Source organism: Pseudomonas sp. JE3303, assembly GCF_056312565.1.
In genome coordinates, this window is record NZ_JBWGIF010000001.1 from 683,118 (window position 1) to 705,096 (window position 21,979).

The window sequence follows — 21,979 nt, forward strand, 5'->3', positions numbered from 1 at the left end:
CGAATGGGAGCCGCCTTTTCTGGTTTGGGTTCTGGTTACAACAGATCGTACTGCTTGAGTTTCTTGCGCAGGGTGCCTCGGTTGAGCCCGAGCATCTCGCTGGCCTTGGTCTGGTTGCCCTTGACGTGGTTCATCACGCTTTCGAGCAGGGGTGCTTCGACTTCAGAAAGCACCAGGTTGTACACGTCCGTGACGGTGGCCCCCTCGAGGTGGGCAAAATAATTGTGCAGCGCCTTTTCGACACTGCCGCGAAGGGTCTGACCCTCTTCGCTCGGCGTGTTCAGGTGCTGTTTGAGGTTGACGTTGTCGCTCACGGGCGTTGTTCCACTCACTAAAGTCTCGGTCATCATCGTCATGCGGCCACCCCTTGTCCGTCCTCTGTCTCAAGGCTCTGTCGACGTTCGCGGAAAAACTCGCGGACGTTGGCGCACTGCGCTTGCGTATCTTCCAAAGCGTTGAACCGGGCACGAAACTCCCTGCCGCCCGGTCGTGTTGCCAGGTACCAGCCCACATGCTTGCGGGCGATACGCACACCCATCACATCGCCATAGAAGGCGTGCAGCGCGGCCAGGTGCTCCAGCAGAATCTGTTCAACTTCATCCAGTCCAGGCTCCGGCAATTGCTCGCCGGTGCGCAGGTAGTGCTCGACCTCGCGAAAGATCCACGGCCGCCCCTGGGCCGCACGGCCGATCAGCAGGCCGTCGACGCCCGTGGCATCCAGTACGGCCCGGGCCTTTTGCGGCGAAGTGATGTCGCCATTGGCGAAAACCGGGATCGACACCGCCTGCTTGATGGCAGCGATGGTGTCGTATTCGGCTTCGCCCGTGTACAAGTCGGCGCGTGTGCGGCCATGCACCGCCAGCGCCTGGATGCCGGCCTGCTCGGCAATCCTTGCCACAATCAGGCCGTTCTTGCTCGCCCGGTCCCAGCCGGTGCGTATCTTCAGGGTCACCGGGACATCCACCGCGCCGACTACGGCATGGAGGATCTCGGTAACCAGAGCTTCATCTTTCAATAAAGCAGAGCCTGCGGCCTTGTTGCACACTTTTTTCGCCGGACAGCCCATGTTGATATCGATGATCTGCGCGCCGGCTTCGACGTTGGCACGGGCCGCCGCCGCCAGCATCTGTGCGTCACCACCGGCGATCTGGACCGAGCGCGGCTCGGGATCACCTTCGTGGATGCGGCGCAGACGCGACTTGCGGCTGTTCCAGAGGCTCATTTCGCTGGACACCATTTCGGACACCACCATGCCCGCACCCAGGCGTTGGCACAGCAGCCGGAAAGGCTGGTCCGTGACCCCGGCCATGGGCGCGAGGATCAGGTTGTTCTGCAGTGTGTAAGGGCCGATGCGTACCGCCGACATAGGAATTCCCTGTTGTGGGGCCGGATCATTGGAGTTCGAAAAAGGGATGGCATGATACCCGCTCTCGGTGACCGGATAAAGATGGATTTGGATAAAATCTGAACAGCTCGGGGCTTATTACCGAAAGCTTCAAGCGGCAGGTTTCAAGCTGCAAGAAAAGGCGGATCGGCATGCAGCCTGGCTTTTCTTGCCACTTGAAGCTTGAAGCTTGCGGCTGTCCTTACTCCGGTGAGCGGAAGCTCAGGCTGTAGTTGACCGCCTTGGGGCCTGGATCAAGGATATCCAGTGCGATGTGGATCGGGGTCTGGCTTGGCATTTCGCCGCGTCCGGCAAGTTCGCCGCTGAGATACTCGGCGGGCTTGAAGCGCCGGCTGGCGATCAACTGACCGTTGAGATCGGAAAAACGCAGTTCGAGCAAAGGGAAGGGCTGGGCAAAGGGCGCACGGTTGTAGATGATCGCGTCGACGATCAGCGCACCCTTGAAGTCCGGATGACTGCGCACCACCAGGTTGCTGCTCTTGATCCGGGCGATGTCCACGCGGGTCGGCACCGTGCAGCCTACCGCCGGGCACAGTTGCTGGAACCACGGCCGGTAGCGGTCATGGCGGGCCAGTTCGTCGAAATGGAACCACAGGTACTGGAACCCCAGGAGACCTGCCGCCAGGAGTACCAGCGCGCCCCAGATCAGCCGCTTGCGCCAGTCGGTCTTGGGTTTCTGCCAGTCCAGTTGCAGCGGGTCATCGACCAGGTCGATGAGTGGCTCCTTGCGCCCCGGGCGTTCGACATGGGCGACCAGGCCGGGCTCAAGGCGATCTCCTGGTTCATCGAGCAGGGCGTCGTGGCCGTCGCGTGCCGACAGGTGCTCCCCTGCCTCTTCGTCGTCATGGGCTGACAATCGGTCGCGCGACCGCTCGTCGTCCGAGGGCTCGGACAGCTCGAAGGTCTCAGTAAAGCCGGTGGTATCTCGTTGGCCGGCCTGGGGCTCATCATCCGCATCGAGCTCAAGGCTGCTCAGCGAGGGCTCCGTGCGATCACCGGCTTCCTGCTCCGGCTCGTCCGCCTGCTCCACGATGAGCGGCGGCGCCGGCTCTTCGGGCAGGTCTGGTTCTGACTGTGCATCGCGGGCATTGCCGAACGGGGTGTTGGCATCATCGGGCTCGTCCATGCCTGGCTCGTCGCGCCGGGCATGCAGGCGTTCGTCGGCCGCCTCGGAGCGGCGGTCGCGAACGCCGCCACGGCGCTCGAGACGGGCCAGTTCCTGGTCAAGGTCGAGATCTTCCAGCGACTGCTCTGTACTTTCCCGGTGCGGTGGATGCGGTTGCTGCTGCGCATGTGAATCCGCAATGGGCGCGAGCGCTGCTCCGGACGCTGGCTCAGCGTTCGCAGCGCCGCTCTGCTCGAGCAGCTGCTTGGCGGCATTGAATACCTGCAGGCACGCGCCGCAGCGCACCACACCCCGGGCCAGGCTCAGCTGGTGATGCGTGACGCGAAAACTGGTCTGGCAATGGGGGCACTGGGTGACGAAACTGTCAGTCATGCGGCGGTCCGGGGGTTATGCAGCGATTTATTCCAGGCCAGCCTGACGGCGGCGACCACTGATGCGCACCCAGCCGTCGCGCACGACAATCGGGTCCAGTTCGAAGGTGGCAGCGTAGGCGGCAGCCACTTCCTCGCCCTGCTCGGCGAGGATGCCCGACAGTGCCAGCAGGCCGCCCGGACGCACCAGCGTGGACAGTTGCGGTGCCAGCGAGACCAGCGGCCCGGCAAGAATGTTGGCGACCAGCACATCGGCTTGCATGGCCGGCATCTGCTCGGGCAGATACAAGGCCAGGCGGGCTTCGGCGATGCCATTGCGACCGGCATTGTCACGCGATGCTTCAAGCGCTTGAACATCGATGTCGGTGCCGACCGCTTCGCGGGCGCCGAGCAGCAGCGAGGCAATCGCCAGGATCCCTGAGCCGCAGCCGAAATCCAGTACCTGGACGCCCTCGAGCTGCTGGCCGTCAAGCCATTCCAGGCACAGCGCGGTGGTCGGATGGGTGCCAGTGCCAAAGGCGAGGCCCGGGTCGAGCAGCAGGTTGACCGCCTCGGCGTCCGGAGCTTCATGCCAGCTCGGTACGATCCACAGGCGACGGCCGAAGCGCATCGGCTTGAAGTTGTCCATCCAGCTGCGTTCCCAGTCCTGGTCCTCGATCACCTCGGCCTGGTGCTGAGGGAGTTCGGTATCGGTCAGCAGGCGCAGGTGGGCGAACACTGCCTCGGGCTCGGCATCGGCCTCGAACAGCGCCAGCAGGTGGGTATTGGACCACAGCGGGGTGGTGTTGAGATCCGGTTCGAAGATCGGCTGGTCCTCGGCATCCATGAAGGTCACGGAAACGGCGCCGACTTCGAGCAGGGCGTCTTCGTAGGTTTCGGCTTGTTCCGGGCTGATGGCCAGACGTACTTGCAGCCAGGGCATGGCGGGCACCTTTGATAAATCGTGAGGGGCAGCTCGAGGCTGCACGTAGCCCGGCAGTTTACTGCAGCGCCGCCGCCGTGTCGCGACCCCTGTGGAGACGCTGGTGGTGATCATGGCTCGGTGAAGGCAAAAAAAACCCCGGCACCAGGCCGGGGGTTTTTCATGCTCGCACCAGAATCACTCCTGGTTGGCCAGCTTGTGCTCGAGATAGTGAATGTTCACGCCACCCTTGCAGAAACCTTCATCACGCACCAGGTCGCGGTGCAGCGGGATGTTGGTCTTGATCCCGTCGACAATGATCTCGTCCAGGGCATTGCGCATGCGCGCCATGGCTTCGTCACGATCCTTGCCGTAGGTGATCAGCTTGCCGATCAGCGAGTCATAGTTCGGCGGAACCGCATAGCCGCTGTACAGGTGCGAATCAACCCGCACGCCGTTGCCGCCCGGGGCATGGAAGTGCTTCACCGTGCCTGGGCTCGGGATGAACTTGCGCGGGTCTTCGGCGTTGATCCGGCACTCCAGCGAGTGACCACGGATCACCACGTCTTCCTGGCGGAACGACAGCTTGTTGCCAGCGGCGATGCTGAGCATCTCCTTGACGATGTCGATGCCGGTGACCATCTCGGAAACCGGGTGCTCCACCTGAACACGGGTGTTCATTTCGATGAAGTAGAAGCTGCCGTTCTCGTAGAGGAACTCGAACGTGCCCGCACCGCGGTAGCCGATTTCGATGCACGCATCGACGCAACGCTTGAACACTTCCTGACGGGCCTTCTCGTCGATGCCCGGTGCCGGCGCTTCTTCCAGTACCTTCTGGTGGCGGCGCTGCAGCGAGCAGTCGCGGTCACCCAGGTGAATGGCGTTGCCCTGGCCGTCGGACAGCACCTGGACTTCCACGTGGCGTGGGTTGGTCAGGAACTTCTCGAGGTAGACCATCGGGTTGCCGAACGCAGCACCGGCTTCGGTACGGGTCAGCTTGGCCGAGGAGATCAGGTCTTCTTCCTTGTGCACTACGCGCATGCCGCGACCACCACCGCCACCGGCGGCCTTGATGATCACCGGATAGCCGACCTTGCGGGCGATCGCCAGTGCGGTTTCTTCGTCTTCAGGCAGTGGGCCCTCGGATCCCGGTACGGTCGGCACGCCGGTCTTGATCATCGCGTCCTTGGCCGAAACCTTGTCGCCCATCAGGCGAATGGTGTCAGCCTTGGGGCCGATGAAGGCGAAACCGGATTTTTCCACCTGCTCGGCAAAGTCGGCGTTTTCCGCCAGGAAGCCATAGCCAGGGTGGATCGCGGTGGCGCCTGTCACTTCGGCAGCGGCGATGATCGCCGGGATGTGCAGGTAGGAATCCTTGGATGCCGCAGGGCCGATGCAAACCGACTCGTCTGCCAGGCCCAGGTGCATCAGTTCGCGGTCAGCCGTGGAGTGCACGGCGACGGTCTTGATGCCCAGCTCTTTGCAGGCACGCAGGATCCGCAGGGCAATTTCCCCGCGGTTGGCGATCAGGACTTTTTCCAGCTTCGCAGACATCGAAGGTTCTCCCTGGGTCAAACGATGGTGAACAGCGGCTGGTCGAACTCAACCGGCTGACCGTCTTCTACCAGGATGGACTCGATCACACCGCTGGCTTCGGCTTCGATGTGGTTCATCATCTTCATCGCTTCGACGATGCAAAGGGTGTCGCCCTTCTTCACGGTCTGGCCGACTTCAGCGAAGTTTGGCGAGGCTGGCGAAGGCTTGCGGTAGAAGGTGCCGACCATTGGCGAGCGGACCACGGTACCGTTGAGCTTTGGCGCCGCTGGGGCTGCATCGGCGGCCGGTGCGGCGACAGGGGCTGCAGCGGCGACCGGAGCGGCCATCGGCGCCGGGGCGAAGTATTGCTGGGCGGCCGGAGTCTTGCTGTGACGGCTGATACGTACCGACTCTTCGCCTTCCTTGATTTCCAGCTCGTCGATGCCAGATTCTTCCAGCAGTTCGATCAGTTTCTTGACTTTACGGATATCCATTAATCATCAACTCCCAAGGTTCGGGTCAAAGGCGTAATTGAAAACGTATTGAAAAACGTTTCTTGTGAGCCCGGCCATGGTGGGCCGTGGTCTCGTCATCAGGGCTTCGCGTTGGCAGCCAGGTGTTCCAGGGCGGACTCCAGGGCCAGCCGGTAACCGCTGGCGCCCAGGCCGCAAATCACCCCTACCGCGACATCGGAAAAGTAGGAGTGATGGCGAAAAGGTTCACGCTTGTGCACGTTGGACAGATGCACTTCGATGAATGGGATGCTCACCGCCAGCAACGCGTCACGTAATGCGACGCTGGTGTGGGTAAAAGCCGCCGGATTGATCAGGATGAAGTCGACGCCTTCGTTGCGCGCGGCGTGAATGCGGTCGATCAACTCGTACTCGGCGTTGCTTTGCAGATACTGCAGATGGTGGCCGGCAGCCCGGGCGCGCTGTTCCAGGTCCTGGTTGATCTGGGACAGGGTCACGGCGCCATAGACACCAGGCTCGCGAGTACCCAGCAGGTTCAGATTGGGGCCGTGCAGGACCAGTAGGGTTGCCATCTGCGGATTCCTTGGATTTCATAGGGCAAGTTAACTAGCGCGGCGACTATGCCGCAAGCCGTCGCGAGTGTCCAGTTCCCGGCAGTAGTCAGCACGATTCCCGAGATTCGCGCAAAGTATGTGACCGTCTTTCAAGATTTGGTCACTGTTGGCGAGAATCTGCAGCCACGGGAAGTTATAGACCCAGATTTGCGCGCACGCGCGAGAGATGTTCGGCGAATTCCTCGGCGTTGACCTCGCCCACTACCCTATCGGCGCGCTGTTCGCCGCCGTTTCCCGCGAAGAACAGCAGTGCAGGGGGGCCGAACAGCTGATAACGGTCGAGCAAGGCACGTTGTTCGGCGTTGCTTTCGGTGATGTCGAAACGCAACAGCCGAAGGCCATTCAGCTTCGACTTGACCTGGGGAGCCTGCAGAACCTCGCGTTCTATCACCTTGCAGCTGATGCACCAGTCGGCATACCAGTCCAGCACCACGGGCTGGCCTGCCGCCTTGGCGTCGGCCAGGGCAGCGTCGAGCGCGGCGGACGTGGAAAGGGTCTGCCAGTCATCGGCTGTCTTGCCGGGGGAGGCCACGGTGGCGCTGGCGAGGTTGGCCTGGGGCAGCGGACGCAGCGGGTCACCCTGACCGCTGAGGGCGCCATACCAGCAGGCCAGGCCGTAGCATAGCAGCGCCAGGCCGAGCAGCTGCGCCAGGCGTTGGCGTGGCGTCCTGACGGTGAACTCCAGGGCGCCGAGAAACAGCGCGACCCCCACAGACAGGAGGCCCACCAGCAGCAGAGTCACCGGCCCAGGCAGCACCCGGCTGAGCAGGCCGATGGCCAAGGCCAGCAGTAGTACGCCAATGGCATTCTTGACGGTCTCCATCCACGGACCGCTCTTTGGCAGCCAGGCGGCGCCTCCCGTGGCGACGAGCAACAAGGGTGCGCCCATCCCCAGCCCCAGGGCGAACAGCTTGAGTGCACCGCCCACGGCATCGCCGCTGGCACTGATATACAGCAAGGCTCCGGCCAGCGGCGCCGATACGCAGGGCGATACCAGCAGGCTGGAAAGCACCCCCAGTACCGCCGCTCCCAGCAGCGAGCCGCCTTTGGTCTTCCCGGCCACCCGGTCCAGGCGGCTGCTCAGCGCCTGCGGCAGCTTGAGCTCGAACAGGCCGAACATGGCCAGGGCGAACAGCACGAAAAACAGCGAGAAGGGCACCAGCACCAAGGCCGATTGCAAACGTGCCTGCAGGTTGAGCCCGGCACCGAACACGCCCATCAGCGCGCCGAGCAGGGCAAAGCAGGCGGCCATCGGCAGCACGTAGGCCAGCGACAGACTAAGTGCGCGCCAGCCGCCGACTTGGCCGCGCAGCACCACGCCGGTGAGAATCGGCAGCATCGGCAGCACGCAGGGGGTGAAGGTCAGGCCCAGGCCCGCCAGGAAAAACAGCAGCAGCGATTGCCAGGTCCAGCCGGCGCTGGCCGTGGTGGCTGCCCCGCCTTGGCCATCGATGCTCAGGCGCTGGGTCTCGGGTGGGTAGCACAGGCCCTTGTCGGCGCAGCCCTGGTAGGTGACCAGCAGGGTAAACCCACGTTGTTCGGCGGCCGGGCGGGGCAGCTCGATATCCAGAACGCCGTGGTAGACCTCGACATCGCCGAAGAACTCATCGTGCTTGGCCTCGCCTGGCGGGATCTGCGGCGTGCCCAGCGCGACGTCGGCTGGCTCGCTGCGGAACTGGAAGCGGTGACGGTAGAGGTAATAGCCGTCGGCGGCGACGAAGCGCAGCTTGAGTGTCTGGGCATCGCCCTCTACCAGGCTCAGCTTGAAAGCTTCGCGCACCGGGAGAAAGTCGGCGCTGTTGTTCAGCGACGCGGCGCCCAGGGTGGCGCTGGGGCGGGTGTCCAGCAGGCCTGAGGCCAGGGCGGGTGTAGCCACAAGCAGGAACAGCAGGAAAAACAGGCGGCGCATGGCGGTCTCGCGAGGGTAAAACGTGCGGGCATGATAGCGGAGTTGCACTTGAATGGGGCCGCACCGCTTATCCCTATCCCCACGCTTGCTTTATAGTGCCTGATGCGCGCTTGCCGCGGCACCCTCGCCGACGACTGCGGTCCAAGCTCCTGAACCGACGTGACTCACAAGGACAATGCCATGCTGGACTGGAAAAACCGTACCGGAAAAGCCGACGCGCGCGAGCGCGCCGACACTCGCACCACCGCGACCCGCAGCTACTTCGGCGGCTTGTTCAGCCGGGCATTGGGCACCCTGATCGGCCTGTACCTCCTGGTGTGTATCGGCCTCGGCTGGTACTGGAGCCAGGAACCGGACCTGTTCCCGGTTCAGCAGACCGCGCAGTCGGAGGCGCAGCGCAGCAATCAGCAGATGGTCATTGGCTACACCACCATCGAGACCCTGAAGACCGTCGCTGGCACCCTGCTGCAAAAGCCGGGCGGCTACATTTCCAACGACCGCTTCCCGCCTGGCCTGTGGATGGACAACATGCCCAGCTGGGAATACGGCGTGCTGGTGCAAGTGCGTGACCTGAGCCGCGCCTTGCGCAAAGACTTCGCCCGCTCCCAGTCGCAGTCCACGGAAGACGCGGACCTTGCCAGGGCCGAGCCGCGCTTCAACTTCGACAACAAGAGCTGGATCCTGCCGTCGAGCGAATCGGAGTTCCAGGAAGGCATCAACTCCCTGAGCCGCTACCAGGGGCGCCTTGCATCCGGTGACAACAATGCGATCTTCTATACCCGTGCCGACAACCTGAACAACTGGCTCGGCGATGTCGCCACCCGTCTGGGGTCCTTGTCCCAGCGGCTTTCGGCCAGCGTCGGCCGGGTCAAGCTCAACAGCACCCTGAAGACCGAGACCGTGGTCGCAGGCCAAGCGCCGCAGCTCGACGAGGAAGTGGTCGAGACGCCATGGATGCAGATCGACAACGTGTTCTATGAAGCCCGTGGCCAGGCCTGGGCGCTGTCGCACCTGCTGCGCGCCATCGAAGTCGACTTCGCTGACGTCCTGGCCAAGAAGAACGCCACGGTCAGCGTTCGTCAGATCATCCGCGAGCTCGAAGCTTCCCAGGAGCCCCTGTGGAGCCCGATGGTGCTGAACGGCAGCGGCTTCGGCATGTGGGCCAACCACTCGCTGGTGATGGCCAACTACATCTCTCGTGCCAATGCCGCAGTGATCGACCTGCGTCAGCTGCTGTCCCAAGGCTGAGGCCGGTGAACCCTGGAGAGGCCGCACACCGTGCGGCTTCGGACGCCGAGCTGATCGCCTGGGTGGACGAGCTCGACAGGCCCCTGGGGGCCTTGCCACGTGCGCAGTTGCGCGAGCGGGGCCTGATCGGACGCGGCACTTATATCCTGTTGTTCAACAGCGCCGGTGAGTTGTGTGTGCACCGGCGCACCCTGAGCAAGGCGATCTACCCGGGTTACTGGGACGTCGCCGCAGGCGGCATGGTGACGGGCGACGAAACCTACGCCGAGTCGGCTGCCCGTGAGCTTGAGGAAGAGCTGGGCGTCTCCGGCGTCGAGCTGCGTTTTCACGAGAAATTCTTCTTCGATCAACCGGGCAACCGGTTATGGTGCGCAGTGTTCTCGGCCGTCTCCGATGGGCCTTTGCACCTGCAACCAGAAGAGGTGATGGAAGCACGTTTCCTGAGCCTGGCGCAGGCTCTCGCGGATAGCCGGCAACGGCCGTACTGCCCTGATTCCCTGTCGGCGCTGCAACGTTATCTCGACCGTCGGGCATGACGTCGCGAAAGCTGCGAAAAATGGCGCAATCCAGGACTTAGCAGACGGCGGATTTCTCGTTACACTGCGCGGCCTTTTCGGGCTGCCGCAACATTTTCGGCAGTAGCGCTGCCCCTGCCAGAGTGGGGCTTCGCGGTCGGTCTCAACTGTGAACCGGCCGGTTTTTTGTCCTCAAGCAAGAGGAACAAAAGTGGCCAAGAAAGCCTCATCCTTTTCCGCCCTTGGCGGCCTCGTGTTTTCCACCGACGCTGGCCGGCACTGTCCGGACTGCAGCAAGCCCGTGGATGACTGCATCTGCAGACAGACGCTCATTCCCGAAGGGGATGGCATTGCCCGTGTGCGCCGCGAAAGCAAAGGCCGCGGCGGCAAGACCGTGACCACCATCAGCGGTGTCCCGCTGCCCCTCGAGCCTCTCAAGGCGCTTGCCGCTACGCTCAAGCGCCGTTGTGGCACAGGCGGCGCTTTGAAAGACGGGGTCATCGAGATCCAGGGTGACCATGTCGAGTTGCTGATCGCCGAGCTGATCAAGCAGGGCTTCAAGGCGAAGAAGTCCGGCGGCTGAGGCCGTTGCGCGACTTTTTAACCAACGCTTTCTAAACTCGTTCCGTCAGCATGGGTCTACCCCTGGGCACGGATCGATCGTCATTTTCAGCTTTTACACCGCTCAGGCCTTCAGGCCAGGCAGTGTCCGACTTTTCAGATAGGGGACTTGAATGTCCGTACGACGCACACGCAAAGATGATGGCAGCCAGTGGACCGTGGCCGACAGCCGCAGTGTTTACGGAATCCGCCATTGGGGCGCCGGTTACTTTGCCATCAATGAGGCCGGACGCGTCGAAGTGCGCCCGAATGGCCCGGATAGCTCGCCGATCGACCTGTTCGAGCAGGTCGACGAACTGCGCCAGAGCGGCCTTTCGCTGCCGCTGCTGGTACGCTTCCCTGACATCCTGCAAGACCGCGTGCGTCAGCTGACCGGCGCTTTCGATGCCAACATCGCGCGCCTGGACTACCAGAGCCAGTACACCGCGCTCTACCCGATCAAGGTCAACCAGCAAGAAGCGGTCGTCGAGAACATCATCGCCACGCAAGACGTGTCCATCGGTCTTGAAGCCGGCTCCAAGCCCGAGCTGCTGGCAGTTCTGGCGTTGGCGCCCAAGGGCGGCACCATCGTCTGCAACGGCTACAAGGACCGCGAGTTCATTCGTCTGGCACTGATTGGCCAGAAGCTCGGCCACAACGTGTTCATCGTCATCGAGAAAGAATCCGAGGTCGCCCTGGTGATCGAGGAGGCCGCCGAGCTCAAGGTCAAGCCACAGGTCGGCCTGCGCGTGCGCCTGTCGTCCCTGGCCTCCAGCAAGTGGGCCGACACCGGTGGCGAGAAGTCCAAGTTCGGTCTGTCGGCCGCGCAGCTGCTCTCTGTGGTCCAGCGCTTCCGCGATGCCGGTCTTGACCAGGGCATCCGCCTGCTGCACTTCCACATGGGATCGCAGATCGCCAACCTGGCTGACTACCAGCACGGTTTCAAGGAAGCGATCCGTTACTACGGCGAACTGCGCGCCCTGGGCCTGCCGGTCGATCATATCGACGTCGGCGGCGGCCTGGGTGTCGACTACGACGGCACCCATTCGCGCAACGCCAGCTCGATCAACTACGACATCGACGACTACGCGGCGGTGGTGGTCGGGATGCTCAAGGAGTTCTGCGACGCCCAGGGTCTGCCGCATCCGCACATCTTCTCCGAGAGCGGCCGCGCCCTCACAGCGCACCACGCGATGCTGGTAGTGCAGGTGACCGACGTCGAGAAACACAACGACGAAGTGCCGCTGATCGAGAACAAGGAGAGCCTGCCCGAGACCGTGCAATGGCTGGTCGACCTGCTGGGTCCGACCGACATCGAGATGGTCACCGAAACCTACTGGCGCGCCACCCACTACATGGGCGATGTGGCGGCCCAGTATGCCGACGGCAAGCTGACCCTGGCAGAGAAGGCACTTGCCGAGCAGTGCTACTTCGCCGTCTGCCGGCGCCTGCACAACTCGCTCAAGGCCCGTCAGCGCTCGCACCGCCAGGTGCTCGACGAGCTCAATGACAAGCTTGCGGACAAGTACATCTGCAACTTCTCGGTGTTCCAGAGCCTGCCCGATACCTGGGCGATCGGCCAGGTGCTGCCAATCCTGCCGCTGCATCGCCTCGATGAAGAGCCGCTTCGCCGCGCCGTGCTGCAGGACCTGACCTGTGACTCCGACGGCAAGATCAACCAGTACGTCGACGAGCAGAGCATCGAGACCAGCCTGCCGGTGCATTCGATCAACGAAGGGGAGGACTACCTGCTGGGGATCTTCCTGGTCGGCGCCTACCAGGAAATCCTGGGTGACATGCACAACCTGTTCGGCGATACCGACTCGGTGAACATCTACCAGAATGCCGACGGCAGCGTGTACCACGCCGGGATCGAGACCCACGACACCATCGAAGACATGCTGCGCTACGTGCACCTGTCGCCTGAAGAACTGATGACGCACTACCGCGACAAGGTCGCCAGTGCGAAGATCACTACGCGCGAGCGCACGCAGTTCCTCGATGCGTTGCGGTTGGGGCTGACTCGGTCGTCTTACCTGTCGTCCTGATAGGGACTGGGGGCCCCTTCGCAATGAAGGGGCCCGTCCAGGCAACCTCTAGATCCAGGCCCCGCGCTGCTGCAATCTCCACCCCATCCATCCCAGGGTCAGCGCCCGCAACCCCATGAAGCCCAGAAACGCCAGCCACAACCCATGATTCCCCAGCCCGCTCGCCATCCAGGCGAACGGCAGCGCAATCACCACGCTCACCAGCATTGCATTGCGCATCTCCCGCGCACGGGTTGCGCCAATGAACAGCCCATCCAGCAAGTAGCTCCACACAGCAATCAGTGGCAGCAGCGCCAGGTACGGCAGGTACGGATAAGCTGCCTCGCGAACACTGTCGATGTCGGTCTGCAGATCGATGAACAGATGCCCACCCACCAGAAACAACCCGGCAAACCCGACACTCACCAGCAATGACCAGCCACAGGCAACTACCAGCGCGCGGCGCAGGGCATGGCGGTCGTGGGCGCCGATGGCGTGGCCGCAAAGTGCCTCGACGGCGTGCGCCAGGCCGTCGAGGGCATACGCGGTGAGCATCAGGCCGTTGAGCAGCAGGGCATTGGCGGCAACCGTCGATTCACCCAGGCGCGCGCCCTGGATGGCGATCAGCAGGAACACCAGTTGCAGCGCCAGGCTGCGCAGGAAGATGTCCCGGTTGACCGCCAGCAGTGGGCGCCAGGCCTGCCAGCGCTTGAGCGCCGCCCAGGCAATATGCCCCGGATAGGCGCGCAGCGCCGGGCGGGTGAGGGCCAGGCCAAGCAGGGCGGCGCTCCATTCGGCAATCACCGAGGCGCGCGCCGAGCCGACCACGCCCCAGTCGAGTCCGAGCACGAACCACAGGTTGAGCGCGATATTGAGCAGGTTGGTGGTTAGCAGGATGGCCAACGGCGCGCGGGCATTCTGGGTGCCGAGAAACCAGCCGACCAAGGCGTAGCTCGCCAGCGCGGCGGGCAGGCCCAGCAGTCGGGTGTGGAAAAAGTCCTCGGTCGATCGATGCAGCGCCGCGCTGGGGTCCATCAGTTGCAGGGCCAGCTGGCTGAAGGGCAGGGCGACCAGCCCCAGCACGATCGCGAATACCATCGCCAGCAGCAGGCCTTGCACCAGCACCTGGCGCAGCGCCGCGCCATCGGCACGCCCGGCGGCCTGGGCAGCGAAGCCGGTGGAGCCCATGCGAAGGAAACCCATCATCCCCATCATGAAGGTAAAAAGCGTGGCACCCACGGCCACGGCGCCCAGTTGATGGGCGTGGGGCAGGTGACCGATCACGGTGCTGTCGACCAGCGCCACCAGCGGCACGGAAATGTTGGACAGGATCATCGGCGCCGCCAGGCCCCACACCTTGCGGTGGGTGGCCCGGTCGCTCCAGTCATTGGAAACTCGAATCATGCGGACTCCTTGAGGGCCCGCATTGTAGCGCCACAGGCACCCGACGGCGCGAACCCGAGCTCGGTTGTCGCCTGCCAGGCGGTACGGCATTGCTTCGGTACGCTATAGTTGCTGCCCTCACGAACACGCTGCCAAAGAGTTTCCCATGCTCGACAAAGGATTGTTGCTGGCCTGCGCGCTGGCCTTGCTCAGTGCCTGCGATTCATCGTCGCCTGACAGAACCGCGCCCGTTGAAAAGCCCATCGCCAGTGCGGCCCAGGCCGAGGCGCCCAAGCGCGAGGACCAGGCGCTCCTGGCCAAGCGCTACGCCGACCGCGAGCTGAGCGTGCTGGACGTCTCCGAGGTGCAGCTCGATGGGGCCAGCACCTTGTCGATCAGCTTCTCGGTACCGCTCGATCCACAGCAGGATTTCGCCGGTAGAGTACACCTTGTCGACACGCTCAAGGGCAAGGTCGACGGCGCGTGGGAGCTTTCCGATAACCAGATGGAGCTGCGCCTGCGCCACCTGGAGCCGCAGCGCAAACTGGTGCTGACGGTCGATGCCAGCGTCCTGGACGTCAATGGCAAGCGCTTGGCCAGCGAGTCTGTCAGCCGCCTGGAAACCCGCGACATGCAATCCACTGTGGGTTTCGCGAGCCGCGGCTCGCTGCTGCCGACGCGCCTGGCGGAGGGCCTGCCTGTCATCGCCCTGAACGTCGACAAGGTCGATGTAGAGTTTTTCCGCGTCAAGCCCGAAGCGCTCTCGACCTTCCTTGCCAGCTGGGGCCGCAACAGCAGCCTGTACGCCTACCAGTCAAAGGAAACACTGGACATGGCCGACCTGGTCTACAGCGGCCGCTTCGACCTGAATCCTGCGCGCAATACCCGCGAGACCGTGCTGCTGCCGATTGCGGGGATCAAACCGCTGCAGGAGCCGGGCGTATACCTTGCGGTCATGCGCGCCTCGGGCACCTATGACTACTCGCAGCCTGCGACCCTGTTTACCTTGAGTGACATCGGCGTGTCGGCGCATCGCTACCGTGACCGCCTCGATGTGTTCACCCAAGCCCTCGAGGGTGGCAAGGCGATGGGCGATGTTGCGCTCCAACTGCAGGACGCCCAAGGCAAGCTGCTGGCCCAGGCGACAACCGACGGCGGCGGCCACGCGCAGCTGCCGATGCCGCCCAAGGCAGAAGTGCTGATCGCCCACCAGGGTGTGCATACCACCCTGCTGCGCCTGAACACGGCGGCGCTGGACCTGGCCGAGTTCGACATCACCGGCCCGCAGTCCAATCCGCTGCAGTTCTTTGTGTTCGGCCCGCGCGACCTGTATCGCCCTGGCGAAACCGTGCTGCTCAACGGCCTGCTGCGCGACCAGGACGGCAACCCCGTCAAGTCCCAGCCGGTCACCGTCGAGGTGCGCCGGCCCGATGAACAGGTCAGCCGCAAGTTCGTATGGCAAGCCGACGCGAACGGACTGTTCCAGTACCAGCTGCAACTGGCCAGCGAAGCCCCGACCGGACGCTGGCAGCTGCTGCTGGACCTGGGCGGCGGGCGCAAGCAGGTGCATGAGATTCTGGTCGAGGACTTTCTCCCTGAGCGGCTGGCGCTCGAACTCAAGGGTAGCAGTACGCCGTTGCGCCCGGACCAGCAGGCAAGCGTGGAGGTGAACGGGCGCTATCTGTATGGCGCGCCGGCCGCGGGCAATCGCTTGAGTGGGCAAGCCTATGTGCGGCCGCTGCGCGAGGCGGTCCCGGCCTTGCCCGGCTACCAGTTCGGCTCGGTCACCGAGACCGGGTTGAGCCAGGATCTGGAGCTTGAGGAAGTCACCCTCGACAATGCTGGCAAGGCCACGCTGGATATCGAGAACCGCTGGGGCGAGGCCCGTTCGCCGTTGCAGCTGACCGTCCAGGCAAGCCTCCAGGAGTCCGGCGGCCGGCCGATCACTCGCCGCCTTGAACAGCCTATCTGGCCCGCCGAGCGGCTGCCGGGCTTGCGCGGGCTGTTCGATGGCGAGGAAACCGACAGTGACGGCCCGGTCGAATTCGAAGTGCTGGTCGCTGACCGCGAAGGCCGCAAGCTGGCCGCCGACGACCTCAAGGTGCGCCTGGTGCGCGAGCGTCGCGACTACTACTGGAACTACTCCCAGAGCGATGGCTGGAGCTACAACTTCAACGAGAAGTTCCTGACCCAGAGCGAGGAAACCGTCAGCATCAAGGCCGGATCCACCGCCAAGCTGAGCTTCCAGGTCGAGTGGGGCCCGTACCGCGTCGAGGTCGAAGACCCGCAGACCGGCCTGGTCAGCAGCGAGCGGTTCTGGGCAGGCTACCGGGCCCAGGACAACGCCGAGGGCGGCGCGGTGCGGCCGGATCAGGTCAAGCTGGCGCTGGACAAGCCCGCCTATGCCGACGGGGCAATCGCCAAGGTCACCGTGACACCGCCTGCGGCGGGCAGCGGTTACCTGATGGTCGAGTCCAGCGACGGGCCGTTGTGGTGGCAGCAGATCGACGTGCCCGCCGAGGGCAAGACATTCGATGTGCAACTGGATGAAAAGTGGGCCCGCCATGACCTGTACATCAGCGCCCTGGTGATTCGCCCAGGCGAGCGCAAGGTAAATGCCACGCCCAAGCGCGCTGTCGGCGTCCTGCACCTGCCCCTGCAGCGGGCCGGGCGCAAGCTGGCGCTTACCCTGCAAGCCCCGGAGAAGATGCGTCCCGGACAACCGCTCACCGTCAGGTTCAAGGCTGCCAATGCCGACGGCAGCGTGCCCGGACAGGTGCATGTGCTGTTGTCGGCCGTGGACGTGGGCATTCTCAACATCACCGACTTCAAGACCCCCGATCCCTTCGCCAGCCTGTTCGGACGCAAGGCCTACGGCGCCGACCAGCTGGACATCTACGGCCAGCTGATCGAAGCCGGCCAGGGCCGCCTGGCAAGCCTGGCCTTCGGTGGCGACGCGGCCATGGCCAAGGGCGGCAAGCGGCCGAACACCACGGTGACCATCGTCGCCCAGCAAAGTGTGCCGGTGACGCTCGATGAACAGGGAGAAGGCCAGGCGACGGTGGAGATTCCCGATTTCAACGGTGAGTTGCGCTTGATGGCCCAGGCCTGGAGCGATGATCGTTTCGGCATGGCCGAAGGCAAGACGGTGGTGGCGGCCCCGCTGATTGCCGAACCGTCGGCGCCGCGTTTTCTGGCCGGGGGCGACCGCACTGATCTTGCGTTGGATCTCTCCAACCTTTCAGGAAAACCCCAGCAATTGAGTGTGCGAGTGATCAGCGAAGGTCAGCTCAGCCTGCTCGCCGCTGGCCAGCAGGACCTCAGCCTTGCCGAGGGCCAGCGCACCACCTTGAAGATCCCGGTCCAGGCCCAGGGTGGCCTGGGGCAGGGCAAGGTGCGGGTGCAGGTGAGCGGGCTGCAGCTGCCGGGCGAGACGGCCGCCGTGTTCGAGCGCGAATGGACGCTGGGCGTGCGCCCGCCTTATCCGGCCGTTCTGTCGCATTATCGCGTGGCCCTCAAGGACCAGTCCTGGACCCTGCCGCCAGCTGATCTGGAGGCATATGAAGCGGCTGGGCTCGAGGGCAGCCTGGCGCTCTCGAGCCGGCCACCACTGAACCTTGCCGAGCAGATCCGCGCCCTCGAAGCCTACCCCTACGGCTGCCTGGAGCAAACCGCCAGCGGCCTCTATCCCTCCCTCTACGCGGATGCCGATAGCCTCAAGCGCCTTGGCATCAAGGGCGAACCGGCCGAGGTGCGCAAGCGCAAGATCGAGATGGGCATCGAGCACCTGCTCGGCATGCAGCGCTATAACGGCAGTTTCGGCCTCTGGGGTCCGGATGACGAGGAGGAGTTCTGGCTGACCGCTTATGTCACCGACTTCCTGCTGCGTGCTCGCGAGCAGGGTTTTGGTGTGCCGGCCGAGGCGGTGAAAAGGGCCAGCGAGCGACTGCTGCGGTATGTGCAGGAGCGCAACCTGATCGAGGTCAATTACAGCCAGGACGATGCGCACACCCGCTTTGCCGTGCAGACGTATGCGGCGCTGGTGCTCGCGCGTAGCCAGCAGGCGCCGCTGGGTGCCTTGCGTAGCCTGTTCGAGCGGCGCAGCGATGCACGCTCGGGCCTGCCGCTGGTCCAGCTGGCCATTGCCCTCGACAGGATGGGCGACAGGCCTCGCGCCCAACAGGCGCTGCAGGCTGGCCTGGCCGCCGGGCGCAAGGACGGCTGGATGGCTGATTACGGCAGCGCGCTGCGGGACCAGGCGCTGATTCTTGCGCTATTGCAGGAAAACAGCATGGCCAGCGATCAGGTCGACTCGCGTCTGTTCGCGTTGTCCGATGAACTCGCCGCCAACCGCTGGCTGTCGACTCAGGAGCGCAATGCGCTGTTCCTCGCCGGCCGTGGCCTGCTGGGCAAGCCGGAGGGCAGCTGGCAGGCGCGTCTGAACAGTGCTGGTGAGGTACGCGAGCTGAGCAACGCCGAGTCGGGCATCAAGCTTGAAGGCCGGTTGCTCGCCTCGCCGCTGACCGTGCAGAACCTGGGCAGCGAAACCCTGTATCAGCAGCTCACGCTGTCCGGCTATCCACGACAGGCTCCGGTGGCCGGTGGCAATGGCCTGTCGATCCGCCGCGAATACCTGGGCATGAACGGCCAACCGCTGGATACCGGCAACTTGCACAGCGGCGACCTGGTGCTGGTGCATCTTGCGCTCAAGGCCGAAACCCAGGTGCCCGACGCTTTGGTTGTCGACCTGCTGCCCGCGGGGCTGGAACTGGAAAACCAGAACCTCGCGCAAAGCGCCGCGAGCCTGGAAAACGCCAGCAGTGCAGTGAAGCAGTGGCGCGATTCGATGCAGAACGCCAACGTGGTGCATCAGGAGTTTCGTGACGATCGTTACGTGGCCGCGCTCAAGCTGGACAGCTACGGCACCACGCACCTGTTGTACCTGGCGCGTGCGGTTACCCCAGGCAGCTACCGCGTGCCGCCACCGCAGGTCGAGTCGATGTACCGGCCCAACCTGCAGGCGGTGGGGGAAACCCAGGCAGAGATGGCCATCAAGGGCCGATAGCGCTCAGGGCACGTCGCGGCCAGGGCCGCGCGTGCCCTGTGGGTCTGCGTCAGTGCACTACCCAGCTCAACACCCACAACCCCAGCAGCATCCAGATGACTCCCATGATGACCGACGCGCGCATGAACGCCCGGACCGCTGAGAACAGCAACAGCAGTCCGACGATCAGGGCCAGGATGCTGACCAGGGAGGTGTCCATGCCCAAGGTGCGCGCCAGGCCGTCGATGAAATTGCTTCCGGCACTGGCCAGCCAGTTGAATATTCCGCTCAGCGCATCGACGATGAAGCGGATCAACGAACCCAGTGCCTGGCCCAGCCACTCGAAAAAACCTTCTACATGCATAGTCACTTCCTGATCTGCGCTCCGGCGTACGTGCCGTTTCCAAGTCTTGGGCCATTACCGGGCCATGTCGGTTCCCTGGTCCAGGGGTTTCGATGCTCAGCTTAGCCCGCCCACGCACCCGCTGCGGCAGGCTGCTGCGTGCGGTGCTCGCCAGCGGCCTGCTTGTCCTGGCATTGCTGTGGCTGGCCGACCGCCTGTGGCCATTGCCGATGCCCGCCGACGACCTGGCGCGGGTGGTGCTTGCCGAGGATGGCACACCGCTGTGGCGGTTCGCCGATGCCGACGGCGTGTGGCGCTACCCGGTCAGCCGCGAGCAGGTCTCGCCGTTGTACCTGCAGGCGTTGCTGACCTACGAGGACCGCTGGTTCTACCGCCACCCCGGGGTCAATCCGCTGGCCCTGGCGCGCGCCGCCTGGCTCAACCTGCGGGGCGGGCGGGTGGTGTCAGGTGGCAGCACCTTGTCGATGCAGGTCGCGCGCCTGCTCGACCCGCACCCACGCACGCTGCCGGGCAAGCTGCGCCAGCTGTGGCGCACAGCGCAGCTTGAGTGGTACCTGTCCAAGGACCAGATCCTCGAGGTCTACCTCAATCGCGCCCCCTTCGGCGGTACGCTTCAAGGGGTCGCAGCCGCCAGTTGGGCGTACCTGGGCAAATCGCCGCAGCACCTTACCCCCGCCGAAGCCGCGCTGCTTGCCGTGTTGCCCCAGGCGCCCAGCCGGTTGCGCCCGGACCGGCACCCGCAACTGGCCCAGCAGGCCCGTGACAAGGTCCTGCAACGTATGGCCGACTATCAGGTGTGGCCGGCGCGCCAGGTGACCGAGGCCCGTGCAGAGCCGCTGCTGCTCGCGCCGCGCCAGGAACCGGCACTCGCCCCGTTGCTCGCGCGGCGCCTGAATCACCCCCACAGCCCGCCCCTGATCCGCACTACCCTCGACGCTTCGCTGCAACGCCGCCTTGAAGACTTGCTGCTGGGCTGGCGTACCCGGCTGCCCGAGCGGACCTCGGCGGCGGTCCTGGTGGTCGAGTCGCAGAGCATGGCTGTGCGCGCCTACCTTGGCTCGCTCGACCTCGGCGACGAGCGCCGCTTCGGGCATGTCGACATGATCAGCGCCCTGCGCTCGCCCGGTTCGACCCTCAAGCCGTTCCTGTATGGCATGGCCATGGACGACGGCTTGATCCACTCCGAATCGCTGCTGCAGGATGTCCCGCGACGCTATGGTGATTACCGGCCAGGCAACTTCTCCATGGGCTTCAGCGGCCCGGTCTCGGCGAGCTCCGCCCTGGCCTTGTCGCTCAACCTGCCGGCGGTGCAGTTGCTTGAGGCCTACGGTCCCAAGCGTTTTGCCGCACAGCTGCGCAGTGCTGGCGTGCCACTGATACTGCCGCCGCTGGCCGAGCCCAACCTCTCGCTGATTCTGGGAGGGGCGGGCAGCCGTCTCGAAGACCTGGTCGGCGGGTATGCCGCGCTCGCCCGCGACGGACATAGCGCCAGAATCCGCCTGCAGCCCCAGGATCCGTTGATCGAGCGGCGCCTGCTGTCGCCCGGCTCCGCATGGATCATCCGGCGGATACTCGCAGGCCAGGCCCGCCCTGATCGCGACCCTGCCGCCGAGCTGGTGCAGCGCCCGCAGCTTGCCTGGAAAACCGGCACCAGCTACGGCTTTCGCGATGCCTGGTCGATTGGCGTGGGCCCGCGCTACCTGATCGGCGTCTGGATTGGCCGGCCCGACGGCACCCCCGTGCCCGGCCAGTTCGGTCTGGCCTCGGCAGCGCCGCTGATGCTTCAGGTCCATGACCTACTGAGCAACCGCGACCGCCAGCGCGGCATCGCCTTGCCCGTATCGGCGGTGCCGCGCAGTGTCGGGGTCGCCGCGATCTGCTGGCCGCTGGGCCAGTCGATGAACCGGCAAGATCCCAACTGTCGGCGCCAGCGTTTTGCCTGGACCCTGGACGGCACCACGCCGCCCACCTTGCAGGCTGCCGACCAGCCGCTGGGCCTGGGCCTGCGTGAGAGAGTCTGGGTCAGTGGCCACGGCCTGCGCGTCGACGAATCCTGCTCAGGCGCGCGGCCCCGTGAAACGGCCCTGTGGCCGGCGCCCCTGGAGCCCTGGCTGCCCCGGCAGGAGCGGCGTGCGGCTCGTCTGCCAGCCTCCGACCTCGCCTGCCCGCCTCGAGTGCCTGCCACCGCACCGCCACTGTCCATCGTCGGCATCCGCAATGGCGACCAGCTGCGCCGCCCCGCCACCAGCACCGAGCCTTTGCAGCTGCAGGTCTCGGCCCTGGGCGGGGCGGGGCGCAGATGGTGGTTTCTCAATGGCCAGCCCTTGGGCGAGACCCTGGCGCAGCAGAGTCTCGCGGTGCATTTCGAGCACGTGGGGCGGATCGAGCTGAGTGCGCTCGACGAAAGTGGGGAAACCGCGCGGGTAGAGTTTCAGGTGACTCCCTGAGGCGCTCACCTGACAG

16 protein-coding genes are annotated in these 21,979 nt (G+C 64.6%); 6 read left to right on the forward strand and 10 right to left on the reverse strand.

The features are described from left to right. Positions 1-35: 35 nt before the first annotated feature. From fis to AC0ZZU_RS03250, 8 genes are all read right to left on the reverse strand, one after another. Positions 36-356 (reverse strand): DNA-binding transcriptional regulator Fis, encoded by a 321-nt coding sequence (gene fis / locus AC0ZZU_RS03215; protein ID WP_158461106.1) that lies wholly within the window; start codon positions 354-356, stop codon positions 36-38. Beyond that, entirely contained in the window at positions 353-1,366 is a 1,014-nt protein-coding gene (gene dusB, locus AC0ZZU_RS03220) for a tRNA dihydrouridine synthase DusB (protein WP_476339021.1), read from the reverse strand. The genes fis and dusB overlap by 4 nt, the downstream gene beginning before the upstream one ends. A gap of 220 nt (positions 1,367-1,586) precedes the next feature. Continuing rightward, positions 1,587-2,903, reverse strand: coding sequence for a DUF3426 domain-containing protein (locus tag AC0ZZU_RS03225; protein WP_476339023.1), 1,317 nt, complete (start codon positions 2,901-2,903; stop codon positions 1,587-1,589). 27 nt (positions 2,904-2,930) lie between these two features. After that, positions 2,931-3,824 carry a 50S ribosomal protein L11 methyltransferase gene (gene prmA / locus AC0ZZU_RS03230; protein ID WP_476339025.1) on the reverse strand — a complete coding sequence of 298 codons (894 nt, stop codon included), beginning with the start codon at positions 3,822-3,824 and terminating at the stop codon, positions 2,931-2,933. A 177-nt stretch (positions 3,825-4,001) separates the two neighbouring features. Beyond that, on the reverse strand, positions 4,002-5,357 hold the full coding sequence (gene accC, locus AC0ZZU_RS03235) for an acetyl-CoA carboxylase biotin carboxylase subunit (RefSeq protein ID WP_476339027.1): 1,356 nt from the start codon (positions 5,355-5,357) through the stop codon (positions 4,002-4,004). 17 nt (positions 5,358-5,374) lie between these two features. Next, positions 5,375-5,833 carry an acetyl-CoA carboxylase biotin carboxyl carrier protein gene (accB, locus tag AC0ZZU_RS03240; RefSeq protein WP_476339029.1) on the reverse strand — a complete coding sequence of 153 codons (459 nt, stop codon included), beginning with the start codon at positions 5,831-5,833 and terminating at the stop codon, positions 5,375-5,377. 98 nt (positions 5,834-5,931) lie between these two features. Next, positions 5,932-6,384 (reverse strand): type II 3-dehydroquinate dehydratase, encoded by a 453-nt coding sequence (gene aroQ, locus AC0ZZU_RS03245; RefSeq protein WP_476339031.1) that lies wholly within the window; start codon positions 6,382-6,384, stop codon positions 5,932-5,934. Positions 6,385-6,559: 175 nt separating this feature from the next. Further along, positions 6,560-8,335 carry a protein-disulfide reductase DsbD gene (locus AC0ZZU_RS03250; RefSeq protein WP_476339033.1) on the reverse strand — a complete coding sequence of 592 codons (1,776 nt, stop codon included), beginning with the start codon at positions 8,333-8,335 and terminating at the stop codon, positions 6,560-6,562. A 180-nt stretch (positions 8,336-8,515) separates the two neighbouring features. Here AC0ZZU_RS03250 and AC0ZZU_RS03255 point away from each other — a divergent pair, with 180 nt between their 5' ends. From AC0ZZU_RS03255 to speA, 4 genes are all read left to right on the forward strand, one after another. After that, the gene (locus AC0ZZU_RS03255) at positions 8,516-9,583 is read left to right on the forward strand and encodes a DUF2333 family protein (RefSeq protein WP_476339035.1); all 1,068 of its coding nucleotides are present in this window, start codon (positions 8,516-8,518) and stop codon (positions 9,581-9,583) included. Further along, positions 9,580-10,119 carry an NUDIX hydrolase gene (locus AC0ZZU_RS03260; RefSeq protein ID WP_476339125.1) on the forward strand — a complete coding sequence of 180 codons (540 nt, stop codon included), beginning with the start codon at positions 9,580-9,582 and terminating at the stop codon, positions 10,117-10,119. Before AC0ZZU_RS03255 ends, AC0ZZU_RS03260 begins: the two co-directional genes overlap by 4 nt. 190 nt (positions 10,120-10,309) lie before the next feature. Beyond that, positions 10,310-10,681: a translation initiation factor Sui1 gene (locus AC0ZZU_RS03265; RefSeq protein WP_476339037.1), complete on the forward strand. Its 372-nt coding sequence runs from the start codon at positions 10,310-10,312 to the stop codon at positions 10,679-10,681. Positions 10,682-10,832: 151 nt separating this feature from the next. Further along, positions 10,833-12,746, forward strand: a complete 1,914-nt coding sequence (gene speA / locus AC0ZZU_RS03270; RefSeq protein ID WP_476339039.1) for an arginine decarboxylase — start codon at positions 10,833-10,835, stop codon at positions 12,744-12,746. Positions 12,747-12,794: 48 nt separating this feature from the next. On the opposite strand, the gene AC0ZZU_RS03275 is transcribed toward speA, so the two are convergent. Beyond that, positions 12,795-14,129, reverse strand: a complete 1,335-nt coding sequence (locus AC0ZZU_RS03275) for an MATE family efflux transporter (protein ID WP_476339041.1) — start codon at positions 14,127-14,129, stop codon at positions 12,795-12,797. Positions 14,130-14,274: 145 nt separating this feature from the next. On the opposite strand from AC0ZZU_RS03275, the gene AC0ZZU_RS03280 reads away from it, so the two are divergent. Then, complete coding sequence (locus AC0ZZU_RS03280) at positions 14,275-19,173, forward strand: alpha-2-macroglobulin family protein (RefSeq protein ID WP_476339043.1); 4,899 nt, start codon at positions 14,275-14,277, stop codon at positions 19,171-19,173. Between the two features lie 49 nt (positions 19,174-19,222). Here AC0ZZU_RS03280 and AC0ZZU_RS03285 read toward each other — a convergent pair whose 3' ends face one another. Beyond that, positions 19,223-19,516, reverse strand: coding sequence for a hypothetical protein (locus AC0ZZU_RS03285; RefSeq protein ID WP_476339045.1), 294 nt, complete (start codon positions 19,514-19,516; stop codon positions 19,223-19,225). Positions 19,517-19,608: 92 nt separating this feature from the next. Here AC0ZZU_RS03285 and pbpC point away from each other — a divergent pair, with 92 nt between their 5' ends. Then, positions 19,609-21,963 carry a peptidoglycan glycosyltransferase PbpC gene (gene pbpC, locus AC0ZZU_RS03290; protein ID WP_476339047.1) on the forward strand — a complete coding sequence of 785 codons (2,355 nt, stop codon included), beginning with the start codon at positions 19,609-19,611 and terminating at the stop codon, positions 21,961-21,963. The last annotated feature ends 16 nt before the right edge of the window (positions 21,964-21,979 follow it).